Source organism: uncultured Methylophaga sp. (assembly GCF_947259025.1).
Taxonomy (GTDB): Bacteria; Pseudomonadota; Gammaproteobacteria; order Nitrosococcales; family Methylophagaceae; genus Methylophaga.
The window spans coordinates 333895-349653 of sequence record NZ_CAMYKO010000005.1; the positions used below are offsets into that span (position 1 = coordinate 333895).

At 49.2% G+C, this 15759-nt stretch carries 12 protein-coding genes; 3 read left to right on the forward strand and 9 right to left on the reverse strand.

Annotated elements, in window-relative coordinates; all coding sequences use genetic code 11:
* Positions 1-84: 84 nt before the first annotated feature.
* The 9 genes from Q0X64_RS07585 to bcp form a co-directional block, all read right to left on the reverse strand.
* Positions 85-807, reverse strand: a complete 723-nt coding sequence (locus Q0X64_RS07585) for a hypothetical protein (RefSeq protein ID WP_297810816.1) — start codon at positions 805-807, stop codon at positions 85-87.
* A 53-nt stretch (positions 808-860) separates the two neighbouring features.
* Positions 861-1331, reverse strand: coding sequence for a Mov34/MPN/PAD-1 family protein (locus tag Q0X64_RS07590; protein ID WP_292437968.1), 471 nt, complete (start codon positions 1329-1331; stop codon positions 861-863).
* Positions 1324-3072 (reverse strand): E2/UBC family protein, encoded by a 1749-nt coding sequence (locus Q0X64_RS07595; RefSeq protein WP_297810821.1) that lies wholly within the window; start codon positions 3070-3072, stop codon positions 1324-1326. Before Q0X64_RS07595 ends, Q0X64_RS07590 begins: the two co-directional genes overlap by 8 nt.
* Positions 3073-3079: 7 nt before the next feature.
* A complete protein-coding gene (locus tag Q0X64_RS07600; RefSeq protein ID WP_297810825.1) occupies positions 3080-4378 on the reverse strand; it encodes a CBASS cGAMP synthase in 1299 nt (432 codons plus the stop codon).
* Between the two features lie 97 nt (positions 4379-4475).
* On the reverse strand, positions 4476-5645 hold the full coding sequence (locus Q0X64_RS07605; protein ID WP_297810827.1) for a ribonucleotide-diphosphate reductase subunit beta: 1170 nt from the start codon (positions 5643-5645) through the stop codon (positions 4476-4478).
* On the reverse strand, positions 5645-8584 hold the full coding sequence (locus tag Q0X64_RS07610) for a ribonucleoside-diphosphate reductase subunit alpha (RefSeq protein WP_297810830.1): 2940 nt from the start codon (positions 8582-8584) through the stop codon (positions 5645-5647). Before Q0X64_RS07610 ends, Q0X64_RS07605 begins: the two co-directional genes overlap by 1 nt.
* Positions 8585-8934: 350 nt before the next feature.
* A complete protein-coding gene (locus Q0X64_RS07615) occupies positions 8935-9462 on the reverse strand; it encodes a hypothetical protein (RefSeq protein ID WP_297810832.1) in 528 nt (175 codons plus the stop codon).
* Positions 9463-10110: 648 nt separating this feature from the next.
* Complete coding sequence (locus tag Q0X64_RS07620; protein WP_297810835.1) at positions 10111-12258, reverse strand: methyl-accepting chemotaxis protein; 2148 nt, start codon at positions 12256-12258, stop codon at positions 10111-10113.
* 199 nt (positions 12259-12457) lie between these two features.
* Entirely contained in the window at positions 12458-12925 is a 468-nt protein-coding gene (gene bcp, locus Q0X64_RS07625; protein WP_297810838.1) for a thioredoxin-dependent thiol peroxidase, read from the reverse strand.
* A 119-nt stretch (positions 12926-13044) separates the two neighbouring features.
* On the opposite strand from bcp, the gene dapA reads away from it, so the two are divergent.
* From dapA to Q0X64_RS07640, 3 genes are read left to right on the forward strand one after another with little or no spacing between them, the layout of a single operon-like run.
* The gene (dapA, locus tag Q0X64_RS07630; protein ID WP_297810841.1) at positions 13045-13938 is read left to right on the forward strand and encodes a 4-hydroxy-tetrahydrodipicolinate synthase; all 894 of its coding nucleotides are present in this window, start codon (positions 13045-13047) and stop codon (positions 13936-13938) included.
* Positions 13939-13948: 10 nt separating this feature from the next.
* On the forward strand, positions 13949-14980 hold the full coding sequence (bamC, locus tag Q0X64_RS07635) for an outer membrane protein assembly factor BamC (RefSeq protein WP_297810844.1): 1032 nt from the start codon (positions 13949-13951) through the stop codon (positions 14978-14980).
* Positions 14980-15747, forward strand: coding sequence for an MBL fold metallo-hydrolase (locus Q0X64_RS07640; protein WP_297810846.1), 768 nt, complete (start codon positions 14980-14982; stop codon positions 15745-15747). Before bamC ends, Q0X64_RS07640 begins: the two co-directional genes overlap by 1 nt.
* Positions 15748-15759: the final 12 nt, after the last annotated feature.

The following is a 15759-nucleotide window of genomic DNA, read 5'->3' on the forward strand; positions in this document are numbered from 1 at the left end:
TAGTGGTATCAGAAATGCAACTTATGGTCGTTTAATGTGACAATGCCAGTGTAAAAGCAAGAAAATCATTATCTTGTTTGCGGACTATAGATATTTTGAAAGCGGCGCATCCTTTACAATCTTACTAGTGAGCCTGGTAAGCTTTAAATTTCCTGCTGTATTTAGGCCCTTCCACCACATGCGTCGGGTCCAATAAACTCCAGTCAGAAGGTCTGGAGTTGATGCAGACCAAGCAAGATCTGCTGCACCTCTGTGAGTGTCCTGATCAGAGTTTTCAGGTTTAGGGGTTACTTGTTCATATACATAAACAAGGTTGACAGTGTCTGCATCATGTTTTCTGAGCATTGATGAGGAAAGGCTAAACGAGTCAGCATCGGTACTGCTAAGTTTTCCTTTAATTTTGACACAAAAAAGAGATGCTTTTATCTCTAGCACCATCTTATCGGCTTTTAATTCAATTTGACTAAGCTTCTCTGCCGAAATTTTTTCACCTGATAGGGCAGCATGATTTACGCACTCAATGATTGGCCAGTTTGACTCACTTGATCCCACCCATATGCCATTAATATCGGGGAAAACATGATTATTTAATGCAGGGAACTTCCTCCATAGCATTCTCCAGCCAGAATAATGTGATGAGGCTCCAAACCAGAGGGTAAAACAAAAATAAATCAACATGACAAAGAACCTAACTACATCCACTTTAGATGCATCAACAAGGTCACACAATGAAATCAAAACAACTAGAAAAAGGCTGTAGCCGATTAAGATTCCATACCACCATGATTTAGGTATGAGCCTATACATAATTATGTCACCAATCCAAATGTTCGGTTATAGGTAATTTGCAAAGTGATTCTTTATTCCTGAGTGTGTAGGGACAATGCTTTTATTTGATTACCAAGCTTTTTCCCTACCCAAATATTCCTTCGCCCAATAATTAAGAGTATTGAGGGGGCTGGATCTGTTAAGTTTTTTTTCCAACTTGTTAAGTCGAGCAATGAAGGAGATGGGACATCTTCAGGGTGAGTGTGCCATTCGCCAACATAATTGAGTATTCCTTTGGATGCATAGAAAGCCTGATTCACGGCTAATTGATGATGACGTCCCTTGCGATTAACTGAAAACCTTGTTCTGATGTCACCTTGCCCAGGTTCAGAAATATGCCTAATGATGATGTGCTCCCCTCGACGCTCACCTATAAGTACGCCAGCAGCTTCATCATTTTCCAGGTTCATTTGTCTATGAAAATATAACTTTTTGTATGCTGAGGATATGATAACAACCAAGTTTCCATCACTATCTTTAAAAGTCAGATCCGTCTCATGCATTACAAACTACACAATTATCGTTTTGTGACAGAATTTTTGGCTTTCTAGCTCTACTTCCATCAAAGAAATGTTCTTTATATGTCCACTCAAAGTGGTGCTCAAGTGTGTACAGAGCGGCTTCTTGCATCAGGCCTGCCGTGACAACACTGACCGCAGCATCATACGGTGTGAAGGTTGAGCCACAGGATATTCGTTGTTCATTGTGACGGTTTAAATTTTCAAATCTGAGATCAGTACCATTTTTATAAAAACCTCTCTCGGATATTAAGCATCCAAAGCATGACTGGCCATTATCAATGAATACTTTTGATGCACGCCCAAACCCATCATTGAAACCATGGATGATTACTGGCCTCGCACCACTATCGATTTCACGAACAACACAGGCAAGTCGCTTAGACACAGTTGGTCTTCCAGTTGCATCGATAATGATGTCATATTTCCTCAGGTTAATTTTAGTTATAGGAAAATAACTGTTAAAGGCCTCTATGCTGGTCGTGAAGTGAATGGACTGATGCAGCATTCTAGTAGTGGCTTCGGCCTTGTTTGTTTGAAAAGCTTCAGAGGTTAATGAGTGACGGCCATAATTTTCCGGTTCGAAAATACCAGGGTCGTATAAATGTAAATAACCATCACCACAACCTGCACCTGAGCGAAGTAAAAGCGGTGCTAGGTATCCACCGATTGTTCCACATCCAATTAAAGCGATTTTCTTAGTACGTAAATCGCCCACTTCGGGGCGAGGGCGATTGCGTGCGAGCAACGACTCTTTATCTAGTTTTTCAACCCTTAACCGGATGAACTGTTCAACCACTAGAGGATTTTTCAGAACTGACAATAGATTTGCTTCTCTGAGCTTCCTGGGGTTTTTCTTGGTTTTTCGATGTTTGCCACTGTAACTTTTGAGAGCTGCTTTGTTGCTATTGATTGCAACGTAAAGCGCTATCAGTCCATATCCTAAGACGTCAAAGAGTAAAAAATGTCTTTTCTTGGTGTGGGCTGCGAAATACTGTAAAAGATTCGATAAAGTGTGTGAATCCACCTCAGTTAACCAAGCTAAGAATGCCTTGAAGTTTTCTGGAGGCCAAGATAAACCTGACAGTTTTTTAGGATTAACCCTAAAGCAACTGGAAGAGCATGTATATTTCTTTGTCTCATTAAATTGATTGAGATGCAGCCATTTTTGATATTCGGCAACATCATTCTGATCAAATAAGACCCAGCGGGATTTTTTCTCTTGGTTAACTATACATAAATCTAGAGTTTTTGCCTGTAATGGTTGCGTTTGAGAAAGAAGATAAACAGTCCTGTCAGCAAGCCAGTAAGCTGAAAACTCTCCCTCAAGTCCTTGATCTGTACTTTCACTGTTACTGTTTGCAACAATTTGCAGTGTTTCCTTTATTTGGGTGTCTACACAGTAGTAAGTGCTGTATAAATCATTAGGATCCCAATCAGCCTCCATTTGTTCGACATAACAAAGGAACCAACCAAAGTTTATATGTGGTAGAAGTCGCCCCTTATAGTGGTCTGGAATACTCAATAGACAGGCTGTTGGCAGCAGAAGGTGAGGATCTTTGGAAATATCTAATAGAACACAGAATTTCCCACCTGATGTAACAAATTCTTTTTGGTAGAAACCAGTGGAGTGACTATATTTTAATATGGGAGAATCTTTGGGAAGTTTGTTCGAACTGATGTAGCAGTAACCCAACCCCAATAAAATTTGGTGCAGTTCACTCAAGATACTGTTAACCACTAGACATTGTAGGGCTTATACGTTTTGGCTTTGATGTTAGTGTGGGCTCATTCGTGAATGCGGGAGTTGCTTGTTTAGCAATGATCAATTCAGAATTAGTAACCCAGTCACCGAACATCTGACTCATCATATCCAGTGCTTCAGACTTTGTTAATGCTTTATAAGCACTGTTGATAGTAACTTTTAGAAGATCAAGTTTACCCATCACATCAATCTCATCAACACCATGTTGATGGGAAGGTGGGAATAAAAAACTATCACTGGTGGGATCTGGACTTTTTATGCCCGAGGTAAATTCAACGGGTAATTTCTCAACTAAAAGTCGCATAGCTGAGTCCATGTCACTCTTATCATGCGGATACGAGTCTAAAACATTCACAGTGGCGGTCATCAAGGCTATTGAGGAGGGCCCCCCATCGGACCACTGTACATCACGCCATGATTTCATAAAACGACATAAGCTGCGTAAATGTTTGCCAATGCGTATGCAGCTCTCATTGAACCAGTCTTCAACAATTTTCGGATCGCTTTTTATCCATTTCTCTTCGCCTTCACGTACGGCAAGATTCACAGAGTTTGAATCAAGTTGATATTGAGATTCACGACCTGTTAGCAGCTCATTGATATTAATGTAAGAGTCTGAAAAAGACAGTTGAGCCTTTAACGCTGCTTCTTTTTGTTTGAATTGGTCTACTGGAACGGCATACATTGGTACATCAATATGAGTATTATGCTGCGGAATTTGTAACCGAGCGCAAGTACGTTTGGGGGTGAATTTCCAGTTATTATTTTCAGCAACCAATGAGAGCAGCGCTGAGTCGACGAGTAAAATGAGTAAACGATGTCCAATTACTGGTCGTTCATCAAATAGCTCCATTGGTAAATAGGTGCCATCGTCAATATCCATTTCTTGTGGGGGAGTAACATAAGGCTTGTTTAAAGTGTCATACTGAAAACTACCTTGTGTTCTGAATCGAGGGTTTAGGGAGATAAAAGACTTCCTAGCCTTGTCGTCCATGGTGCTCAACAATCGAGTAATCTCTGTCTGAGTCTCAGGTGTTAGGTATCTAAGTAAGCTTTTTGATACTTCAATCTTGACGCTTTCGAAGGTGAAATTATTACGCTCGCACATGCGAGCAATAGTTTTTGCCTCATCAAATACATCTTTTATCCTAGACCTTACCAGTGAACGTAGCCTCTTGAGACTTGTGGTATGAGCCTCGTCGAGGCGTAATTTTCCTATCAGTCCATCTGAGCGGTTAGCGTAATATTGGTGGAAGTTCCAGACCATTGAGCTTCTCCCTTGAACGTCTATATTTTTAGGGTGGAAAGTTGCAGCTTATGGTCGCAAGTCTGCAACTTATGCCCGTCTCTACAGGCTTGATTTTTTAGTCCCACTTAAGACCCGCACCAGTCTGATACTCGGTGACTTTAGTCTCGAAGAAGTTTTTCTCCTTCCGCATATTGGCCTGTTCATCGAGCCAGGGCAGGGTAGCTTCAGCACCGGGGAACGGTTCTTCAAAGCCCAGCGCCTTGGCGCGGCGGTTGGCGGTGAAACGGAACTGGCCGTGGTGCATTTCTTTTGAGTAACCCAGGATCGGGTCTCGCAGAATGTAACCGGCGTAGGTTTCTTCGGCGGCATCGGCTTCTTCAAACATCTGCTGGATTTTCTTGGGATCCATCTGGATGTTTTCTTCTTTCATGATTTGCTTGCAGACGCGAATACCGAAGGAGGCGTGCATGACTTCGTCACGCATGATGTATTGCAGCTGTTCGGCGGTGCCTTTCATCAGGCCGCGACGTTGCAGGGCAAAGATCGGCGAGAAGCCATTATAGAACCAGCTACCTTCGAAAATCGCACCAAAGAAAGCGTAGGACATGACGAAGTTTTCCAGTTCGTCACGATCACGCAGATCGATATCACTACGCATGACGGTATTCAGCTTGTCATTAGCGAGTTTAATCTTCTGGTAAATCTCCGGCACCACGCGGTAGCGGTTGTAGATTTCCGACTGGTCCAGACCGATGGTTTCGATACAGTGCTGGTAAGTCCAGGTGTGCAGCGCTTCTTCATAAACCTGACGGGCCTGGTAGATTTGCAGCTCGGGCGCGGCCATCTTTTCCATCACTGCCAGACCGATGTTACGCATGGCGAGAATATCGGAGGTGGTCAGGTAGGACAGCACGTTTTCATAGACGTGGCGTTCTTCCATCGTCAGCTTGTGACGATAGTCGTGAACGTCCTGCGCCATATTGATATCGAGCGGCGTCCAGTGGTTTTTGTTGGCGTTGAGGAAGTAGTTCCACGCCCACGGATACTTGAACGGTGCCAGTTGGTTAATGTCGGTGTCGCCGTTAACGACACGTTTGTCATCGACATTCACCGGTTCGGCATTATTCATCGGCATTTGCCTGACCTCAGCGGAAGCGGGGGCTTCGCTGAGATCATTGGCGGCAGGGGCTGCCGGTGCGGATTCCTCGATTTGTTCTTCTTTTTGCTTTTTAGCCTCAGTGGTACCGGCAATCGGTGCTGAGAACGGATCATCCCAATTCAACATTACTGACATGCCTCGCAGTCTGGTTCCAAAATTGAGCACGCTTTGGGTGCTTCCATGCCTTCGCCCAGAAACTCTTCGGTTTCGACCGGTTCAGCAGCGGCACTGGCTAATGCCGGACCGCTGGCTGCACTGCTGGCAGCAGGCGCTGATGACGCCGGACTGCTGGCAACCGGTGTTGGGCCGCTAGGCTTTTCTGTCGCTGATGGTGGCGGGGTAGGGGCAGCGGTTTTCTCGCCACCGGTCGCACCCATCGAGCGCAGATAGTAGGTCGTTTTCAGGCCACGGACCCAGGCCAGTTTGTACAGGTTGTCCATCTTCTTACCTGATGGCTCGGCCATGTAAAGGTTGAGACTTTGTGCCTGGTCAATCCATTTCTGACGACGTGATGCTGCTTCAATCAACCAGCGCGCATCCATTTCAAAGGCGGTGGTGTACTGCGCTTTGAGTTCGTCAGGAATGCGGTCGATGTCCTGCAGGCTGCCGTCAAAGTATTTGAGGTCATTGATCATGACTTCATCCCACAGGCCGCGTGCTTTCAGATCTTCCACCATATATGGATTGATCACGGTGAACTCACCGGACAGGTTCGATTTCACGAAGATGTTCTGGTAAGTAGGTTCGATGGACTGACTGACACCACAGATATTGGAGATGGTGGCCGTCGGTGCAATCGCCATGGTGTTGGAGTTACGCATGCCCTGACGTTTGATCTTGTCACGCAGCATCGCCCAGTCCAGCGTCTGGCTTTCGTCCTGTTGCAGGTATTCGCCGCGTGACTCTTTCAGCAGTTTGATAGAGTCAATCGGCAGAATGCCTTTACTCCACAGGCTACCTTCGTAAGTCTGGTACTTGCCACGTTCGGCGGCCAGATCAGAAGAGGCTTCAATGGCGTAGTAGCTGACCGCTTCCATGGATTCATCAGCGAACTGCACGGCTTCATCAGAAGCGTACGGGACACGCAGTTTGTACAGCGCATCCTGGAAGCCCATGATGCCCAGACCCACCGGACGGTGCAGCAGGTTGGAGTGACGCGCCTGAGGCACGCTGTAGTAGTTGTACTCAATCACGTTGTCGAGCATACGCATCGCGGTGCGAACGGTTTTTTGCAGCTTGTCTTTATCCAGCTGACCGTTCTCGTCAATGTGCTTGACCATGTTGACCGAGCCCAGGTTACAGACCGCAATCTCTTTATCCGAGGTGTTGAGCGTGATTTCGGTACACAGGTTGGAGCTGTGAACGACGCCAACGTGTTGTTGCGGGCTGCGGATGTTACAAGGATCTTTGAAGGTAACCCAGGGGTGACCGGTTTCAAACAGCATGCCCAGCATCTTGCGCCACAGATCGACGGCCGGCATACGCTTGTAGTTGCGGATTTCACCACGGTCAGCCTTGGCTTCGTATTCGGTGTAGGCTTTCTCGAAGTCGAGACCAGTCAGATCGTGCAGGTCGGAGACTTCTTCCGGTGAGAACAGCGTCCACTCGGCTTCTTCGGCGACCCGTTTCATGAACAGATCCGGAATCCAGTTGGCGGTGTTCATATCGTGGGTACGACGACGGTCGTCACCGGTGTTTTTACGCATATCGAGGAATTCCTCGACATCGATGTGCCAGGTTTCAAGGTAGGCACAGACCGCGCCTTTACGCTTACCGCCCTGGTTCACAGCGACAGCGGTGTCGTTGGCGACTTTCAGGAACGGCACCACACCTTGTGATTTACCGTTGGTGCCTTTGATGTGCGCGCCCAGACCACGAACACGGGTCCAGTCATTACCCAGACCACCGGCAAACTTGGAGAGCAGGGCATTGTCGCGGATTGCGCTGTAAATGCCGCTGAGATCATCCGGTACCGAGGTCAGGTAGCAGGAAGACAGCTGCGGACGCAGGGTGCCCGAGTTGAACAGGGTCGGTGTGGAGCTCATGAAGTCGAAGCTCGACAGCAGGTTGTAGAACTCGATAGCACGCTCTTCACGGTCGATTTCGTTAATCGCCAGACCCATTGCCACACGCATATAGAACGCCTGTGGCAGTTCAAAGCGGGTGCCGTCATGGTGAATGAAGTAACGGTCGTACAGGGTTTGCAGGCCCAGGTAGGTGAATTCGAAGTCCAGTTCCGGTTTCAGGGCTTTACCCAGACGCTCTAAATCGAACAGGCCCAGCTCGGAGTCGACCAGTTCGTTTTCAATGGCAGCATGGATGTAAGTTTTGAAATAGTCTGGGTAAATATCGGCCATTTCACTTTGCTTGGCCTGGCGGAAGGTGCCATAAACAAAGCTCAGTGCTTCACGGCGGATACCGTCCATCAGCAGGCGAGCAGCCAGGGTGCTGTAGGCGGGATCTTTTTCGATGAAAGTGCGCGCACCCATGACCAGGGCTTTTTCCACGTCTGATGATTTCACGCCATCAAATAGGTTGCGCTGGGTGTCACGCAGAATACGGTCACGGTCGACTTCGGCCAGACCTTCGCAGGCTTCGGAGAGCAGGTCTTGCAGACGGTCGATATCCAGTGGGTGGCGCGTTCCGTCAGCGTGGGTGACGTTCAGGGTAGTCTCGTTGGCCGGTTGAGGATGACGCTTTTCTTCTTCGGCACGTTTTTCGGCCTGTTTCTCACGATAGAGCACGTAATCGCGGGCGACTTTATATTCACCGGCACGCATCAGCGCCAACTCAACCTGATCCTGAATGTCTTCGATATGGACGGTGCCACCATCATCAAGACGACGCAGCAGGTTATCGGTGATTTGCTGTGTCAGTGTCTTAACCGTTTCGTGGATGCGGCGACTGTCTTTGGCAGATTCGCCTTCAACAGCGAGAAAAGCCTTGGTCATCGCCACAGCAATTTTGCTGCTGTCAAAATCGGTCACTTTGCCATTACGGCGGATCACGCTGTAGCCGCTTTCGGCAGCGTTAGGTTGGTAGGATTGTGCTGGTTCGCTCGCCATAGTGAATTCCCTGCAATTGTGTGAAAAAGTTCAAAATCGCAAAACCACTAGAATTTGTGGTTTCGAAATGATTGAACCACAAGATAGTGTGTTTTTGAAGCCTTGGCAAGTGGAAAAGTTGCACATAAATTGTGCACTTTTTGTGGATAACTTTGGGGTGATCCCGACCCAGCTCAGCAGGGCTGGGCGTTACCGGGATTTGGCCTATTTTGGTGCCTGAAAAATAATTTTTTCAGACTGCAAAAATTAGCGAAGTCAGACCGGCCTCAGGAACGGGGTCGGCAATCATACTGCTGAAATTTTGATAAAACAACTGCAGATGAAAATGTCATTCTATAGCGCGATTATGATCAGAATGTGTCGGTTACAGAAATCGCTGCGGGCATAAGCAGTTGCCGCGCTCTTTGCTGATCGCCGCGGTCTCTGGCCTGCACAATCACCGCCCATAAACTCTGGCGTGAAGCGTCCAGGGTTTCGTTGATCAGCGGATCATGGTCGGGACGCAAGGTCACGGCACCTGCGACAAACAGACCAAAGAAAAGACCGACCATGCCCAGCGCCAGGTGCAAAAGATAAGGGCTGGACTGAGCGAATGTGGGGCCAAACAGACTGACAAAAGTCGCAGCGATTAGACCGATGATAGTACCGGCAGCACCGAGAATCAGATGAGAGCTGAACAAAGTCGCGCCGATTTCACGGGTTTCCGGCTCCAGTTTGTCAGCGGCGTGTTCATCATGCGGGTAAATTAGCTTAACGTCCCGCTGATCAAAGTGACCATAGTCAACCAGCGTTTCTTCGGCTTCTCTGGCTTTTTTCTGCTGATCAAAAATCGCTGCAATCTTATGCGGGCGCTTTTCCGGAATCAGTCTTTTAAACATTGTCTCTCCTGTTTGAATATGACTCTCACCGTTGCCGACAATAAAAAAGCCGCTGATATCCTGAGGTTTAGTGATTTGTGGTTTAGATATGAGCAAAGCGTAAGTATTAATGACTGTCACTGCGAGGAGCGAAAGCGACGCAGCAGTCCTGTCCCGAGTCGTATTGATAACACGGCTTGAGTGATTAGTCACAACCATGTGGGATTCGATAGCCGAACTGTGGCCTGGATTGCTTCACTGTGTTCGCAATGACGAGGGATAGATAACACCGTCACTGCGAGGAGCGGTAGCGACGTGGCAGTCCAGGCCCGAGCCATATTGACGACAAGGCCTGGGTGATTAGCCACATCCTTGTGGATCATTATAGTTGAACTGTGGCCTGGATTGCTTCACTGCGTTCGCAATGACGAGGGATAGATAATCGTCACTGCGAGGAGCGGTAGCGACGCGGCAGTCCAAGCCTGAGTTGTATTGTCGATCCAGCGTGAATGGTTTGGTACCTCACTGTGGGTCCTGTAGCTGAACTGGGGCCTGGATTGCTTCGCTGTGCTCGCAATGACGTGCTATAGACTACAATCGCATCGACTAGCTAAGCATAATGCGTCACTGCGCTCGCAATGACGGTCTATGCCTGATGCATTACCACACTCAGCGTTGGCTGACCTGGAATACACCCACCAACTGGCTCAGTTTCTGTGCGGTGTTACGAACCATTACTGAACGCTGCTGCAATGCATCAATCGCTTGGTTCATCAGACCGGCTGAATGACCGACGTCGCGGGCGGTTTCACCATGAATCTGGCTGTTCTGATCCAGTTGTTTGATGGTGGCAAACATTTGTTCAACGAGGGCATGCAACTGGGTATTTTCTGATGAGGCTTCTTCGGTTTTCTTCAGGCTGCGATCAACGTTTTCCACGCCTGATTCCATAAATTTGACCGCTTCCAGCGTTTCCGATTGCATGGTTTCAATCATCTTCTGAATTTCTTCGGCGGAGTTTGCCGTGCGTGAGGCCAGGCCTCTGACTTCATCGGCAACCACCGAGAAGCCCCGACCATGTTCGCCGGCACGTGCGGCTTCAATGGCTGCATTGAGTGCCAGCAGGTTGGTCTGGTTGGTGATTTCGGTAATCACACCGATGATATCGCCGATTTCAGCTGTGCGGCTGTGCAGGTTCTGCACGGCACGGGCGGAGGTTTCCACCACATCCCGGATCTCCTGAGTGCCGCTTTTCACCGATTCAAACTGCACGCGGGCATCTCGAACCACTTCATCCATGGCTTCTTTCATAGCCTCGGCGGTGCTGGAGGCGCTGCCAATATCGTTGATCTGGGCTTCCAGCAGGCTCAGCATTTTCTCAATCGCTTCGGCAACTTCACTGGAGACGCTGTAGGCTTCGCGGTTGGTTTGTAGCATGGCTTCGTTGGTTTGGCCGACATTGCTGCTGGTTTTGATGACCTGGCCGACAATGCCGTCGAGATTATCAATAAAGCTGTTGATCCAGCGACCCATATCACCGGTTTCATCATTGGCCATCTGATTAGCATCGAGTCGCTGCGCGAGGTTGCCTTCACCTTCGGCAATAGTGCGAATGACTTCGGTCATCTCATCCAGCCGGTTGGCAAGCGGGTTGGTGGTGAGCTTCTTATATAGCATGGCGATAACAACGAGCATCGCGGCGGATATACCGGTGATGGCCAGATCCGGCAATTCGGTCAGCATATGCAGGCCGGTATTGACGCCCAGTAAAGCCGCCATTGAGGTGACAAAGCCTTTCATCAGGCTGACATTGATCGAGCGTCGGCGGTAAACCTCTTCCAGATCGCCCTCACACATCATGCCCCAGCGATCAGGCGAGCCTTTAAGCTGGAAAGTCACGCCCTTGCCAATCACCGGAATATGGCGGTAATCAGAATAACCGGGATAGGTCACAAACAGGTTGCTGCCGTTGGCGATGGTCTCGCGCACGCCGGGATGTAACTGACCGGTGGCAGGATCCGTGAAGCGGATCTCGAACTCGGTGTGACGGTTGACCTTAACCGTGCCCCAGTTGGTGTGGATACCGCTTTTCAGGTTTTCACCATGGGAAAAGGTATTGTCCTCGAAACGAGAGCGGGAGAGGGCAATGCCCTGTTGCTGTTGCGGATCAAAGCGTGACTCAACCATAAAGATGTAGTTGTCACCGGACTCGGTATAGATATGACCGGCTTCACGCTGGATCAAATCGCCCAGCACATCATTGGGCACACGCCCACAAACCGCGCCCAGTTTTTCGCCGTCACGAATCAACGGCTGGTAGAACATCAAAGTGACTTCGTCATGAAATTTGGAGCTGGAGGGGCCAATCTTGAGTGTAGCTTCATCAATGTATGGGCCATGCAGAAAGGCTTCCTGCAAGCCTTTTTCCACCGCTTGCGGAGACAGGTCACTGAGCCCCTCGCGGGCAGAGTGGGTAGAGTGGGTGACCTTACCGCTCATATCAATCACAAACAGCTCAGAGAAATCGGGGGCAGCCTGCAGACGCTCTTTGAGCGTAGTGTTGTCAATCTCGGGCAGGGTTTCCAGTAGATTTTCTGACAGCAGTTCCATCTGATCCCACTGGCTGGCAGCCCATTGTTGCAGCAATTTGACGCGTGTTGCGGCAATGCCTTCAAAAGTTTTCTCTATGGCGGCGTAGTTGTGACGATTAAGAAAGGTGGAGCGTGTCATGGCGAGCTTGCCACCGGCACCGAACCAGGGCAGCCATTTTTTTTCTGCCCGGCTTAGGTTCATGGCGTGACTTTTCAGGTTTTGCATTGTTTTTCTCGATTGGACTGAATACTCAGATTGAGCAATTCCCAAGCCAGATTATTAACTGCTTATTATCACGGCGATTTCCGCTGGTAGACACAAAAAAGCCGCACTATTATGGTGCGGCTATCATTGAGTCCTGTTCAAAGCTGGATCAAAAAGGTGCATAGAAAAACTTTTCTAAACAGGCATGTAGGGCGCTTATTTAAAGTTTGGCCACAACTTCTTTAACTTCATCCAGGTGCTGTTTCACTTTCACCTTGCGCCATTCATGCAGAAGAACACCTTTATCATCAATCAGAAAGGTACTGCGTTCGATACCCAGATGCTCCTTGCCGTAAAGCTTTTTCAGTTTAATGACATCGAACAGTTTGCAGACGGCTTCATCTTCATCGGACAACAATTCAAAAGGAAAGCACTGCTTTTCTTTGAAATTCTCATGCTTGCGCAGACTGTCACGGGAGACGCCGACAATGACCGTGTTGTGCTCGTTGAAGAAGTCGATACTGTCGCGGAAGTTCTGGCCCTCGGTCGTGCATCCCGGCGTGTTGTCCTTGGGATAGAAATAAATCAGCACATTTTTGCCCTTGTAGTCGGACAGACGAAAAGTTTTGTCGCTGGTGCTGGGCACTTCAAAATCGGGTACTGCCTGACCTATGGCTACTTGACTCATGGAATCATCCTGTTTGAAACAATTTGCAAAGCAAAGTACCTTACACAATTCAGTTGAAGCTTGTCATCAACAGGCTGGCGAAGTACCATGCCTGTTATTTTTTCGGAGTCCCCAGCATTATGTATAGCGGCAGTATGGTAGCGCTTGTCACCCCCATGCATGAAGACGGTGCATTGGACTATGACAGCCTGCGCAAGCTGATTGAGTTTCATATCAGCGAGGGCACAGATGCCATCGTCGCTGTGGGCACCACCGGTGAGTCTGCGACATTGAGCGTGTCGGAACACACTGATGTGATCAAAGCTGTTATCGACATGGTCGACGGACGGGTGCCAGTTATCGCAGGAACCGGTGCCAACTCGACTTCTGAAGCGATTGAACTGACCGAAAAGGCCAAGGCACTGGGCGCTGATGCCGCTTTGCTAGTGGCACCATACTATAATAAGCCTACCCAGGAAGGCATGTATCTGCACTTCAAGGCGATCGCCGAAGCAGTGGACCTGCCGCAAATCCTATACAACGTGCCAGGCCGCACAGCGTGTGACTTGTTGCCCGAAACCGTAGGCCGCCTGTCACAAATTCCTAATATCATCGGCATTAAAGAAGCGTCCGGTGATGTGTCACGGGTCCAGCAGATCCGCCAGTTGTCGAATGATGACTTTGAGATCTATACGGGCGAAGACGTTAACACCGTCGATTTCATTCTGGCCGGCGGCTGTGGTGTCATCTCGGTTACAGCCAACGTCGCACCGCGGCTGATGCACGATATGTGCGTGGCAGCGATCAATGGTGATGAAGCTAAAGCCCGCGAAATCAACCAGGAACTGGTCGCTTTGCATCAATTTTTATTTGTTGAAACCAACCCGATTCCTGTTAAATGGGCGTTGACAGAAATGGCAATGATTCCCAAAGGCATTCGTTTGCCTATGACGGTATTGTCAGAAAAATATCATCAGTCGGTGCGTGAGGCCCTCATTACGGCGGGTGTTCTTAATTCGAATTCAAGTGAGTGAACAGTATTAAATGAACGCAAAACTTTTCAGACAAACAACGCTGGTCGCTAGCATTGCGGCTGTATTGAGTGGTTGCGGCGCTTTTGACACGCTGGACGAAGTGGTGCCGGATAACACCCAGGAATATCGTCGGGCTCAAGCCATGCCGCCACTGGATGTGCCACCGGATTTGACTACCAACCGAATCAACGATGACGTGGCCGGTAACCAGGACAGCACCGCCACCTATTCTGAGTTTGAAGAAGAGGCCAACAATCCGCTGGCTGCGAAATACAATATTACCCCGGATAAAAAACCTTCCCTGGCAGGTGAGGGTGATGCGCGTCACCTGGTGGTGCCGGGCGAGCGTGATGTGACCTGGCAACGTATTCAGGAGTTCTGGGACCAGCAGGGTCTGGCCATTGCCCGTATTGATGACCGTATCGGTCTGATGGATACCGCGCCTGACAGCGACGGCTATGCCTATCGGGTACGCATGGAACGCGGTGAAACATCCAAACAATCAGAAGTGTTCCTGGGCGCTGTGGATTCAACGCAGAGCAACACACAGAAAAATGAAGCCACCCTGCGTCAGCTGGCCGATTATCTCGGTGGTCTGTATCAGGAAGATGTCGCAGAAAAGCGCATTGCCCAGCCGGCGCCACCCCCCGAAGAAACAGCCCGTGTATTGCTGATGGATGACGAAAATGGTCAGCAAAGCCTGATCGTTGAACAGGACTTCCAGACCGCCTGGCGTCGTGTTGGCCGGGTGCTCGACAGCAAAGGTTTCGCTGTCGAAGATCGTGACCGCAGCATGGGCCATTACTTCGTACGCTACATCGATCCTTTCAATGAAATTGAACAGGAAGAAGAAGGCTTTTTCAGCAGTCTGGCCTTCTGGCGCGATGAAGTTGAGGAAAAACCGGAAGAGTATTACTACATCAAGCTGATATCAGAAGCTGCTGACACTCGTGTCATGGTGCTGGATGCCGAACAGGTACGGACCTCAAGCGACACGGCCAAGCGTCTGCTTAACCTGATTCAGGAGCAGCTTGCCCCATAATGCGTTTTGCTTCGCTGGGTAGTGGAAGTCGAGGCAACGCAACCCTGGTAACAAGCGGTCAGACCACGTTGATGATCGACTGTGGTTTCTCCGCACGTGAGGCAGATAAACGCATGCAGCGACTGGGTGTCGATCCCCGGTCGCTGTCTGCCATTCTGGTGACCCATGAACATGCCGACCATATGGCCGGCGTGCGGGTGATGGCCCGCAAGTATGAGCTACCGGTCTATGCCACGCCGGGCACTGCAGGCTGTTTATCGGCTGATATCAGTCCCCTGATCAGGCCGTTCAACTGTCATGAGCGCTTTGCCGTTGATGATATTGAGGTCGAGCCTTTCCCGGTGCCACATGATGCCCGTGAGCCCAGTCAATTCGTATTCGGCAATGGTGCACAGCGTTTGGGGCTGCTGACTGATGTTGGCTCGATCACACCACTGATCGAAGACACTCTGAGTGGTTGCGACGCGCTGATGCTGGAAGCCAATCATGATGTGACCATGCTCGAACAGGGCGAATACCCGCCGCATCTCAAGCGCCGCGTGGGGGGCAAGCTGGGCCATTTAAATAACGTGCAATCTGCCTCGTTACTTGCGAAAATTAATACCCAAAAATTACAGCACATCATGGCCATGCATATCTCGGAGAAGAACAATTGCCCGTCGATTGCGGTGCCGCTGCTGGCAGAAGCACTGGGCTGTAAACATGATTGGATTGGCGTCGCCGATCAGGAAGCCGGCTTTGACTGGCTGGAACTGAAAAACCATTAATAGAGAACAGCA

What these genes read in the sequence shown, in the direction of transcription:
- Q0X64_RS07640 (WP_297810846.1), top strand. Translation starts at nt 14,980, where the DNA reads ATGCGTTTTGCTTCGCTGGGTAGTGGAAGTCGAGGCAACGCAACCCTG.
- Q0X64_RS07585 (WP_297810816.1), bottom strand. Translation starts at nt 807, where the DNA reads ATGTATAGGCTCATACCTAAATCATGGTGGTATGGAATCTTAATCGGC.
- Q0X64_RS07605 (WP_297810827.1), bottom strand. Translation starts at nt 5,645, where the DNA reads ATGTTGAATTGGGATGATCCGTTCTCAGCACCGATTGCCGGTACCACT.
- dapA (WP_297810841.1), top strand. Translation starts at nt 13,045, where the DNA reads ATGTATAGCGGCAGTATGGTAGCGCTTGTCACCCCCATGCATGAAGAC.
- bcp (WP_297810838.1), bottom strand. Translation starts at nt 12,925, where the DNA reads ATGAGTCAAGTAGCCATAGGTCAGGCAGTACCCGATTTTGAAGTGCCC.
- Q0X64_RS07620 (WP_297810835.1), bottom strand. Translation starts at nt 12,258, where the DNA reads ATGCAAAACCTGAAAAGTCACGCCATGAACCTAAGCCGGGCAGAAAAA.
- bamC (WP_297810844.1), top strand. Translation starts at nt 13,949, where the DNA reads ATGAACGCAAAACTTTTCAGACAAACAACGCTGGTCGCTAGCATTGCG.
- Q0X64_RS07610 (WP_297810830.1), bottom strand. Translation starts at nt 8,584, where the DNA reads ATGGCGAGCGAACCAGCACAATCCTACCAACCTAACGCTGCCGAAAGC.
- Q0X64_RS07600 (WP_297810825.1), bottom strand. Translation starts at nt 4,378, where the DNA reads ATGGTCTGGAACTTCCACCAATATTACGCTAACCGCTCAGATGGACTG.
- Q0X64_RS07590 (WP_292437968.1), bottom strand. Translation starts at nt 1,331, where the DNA reads ATGCATGAGACGGATCTGACTTTTAAAGATAGTGATGGAAACTTGGTT.
- Q0X64_RS07615 (WP_297810832.1), bottom strand. Translation starts at nt 9,462, where the DNA reads ATGTTTAAAAGACTGATTCCGGAAAAGCGCCCGCATAAGATTGCAGCG.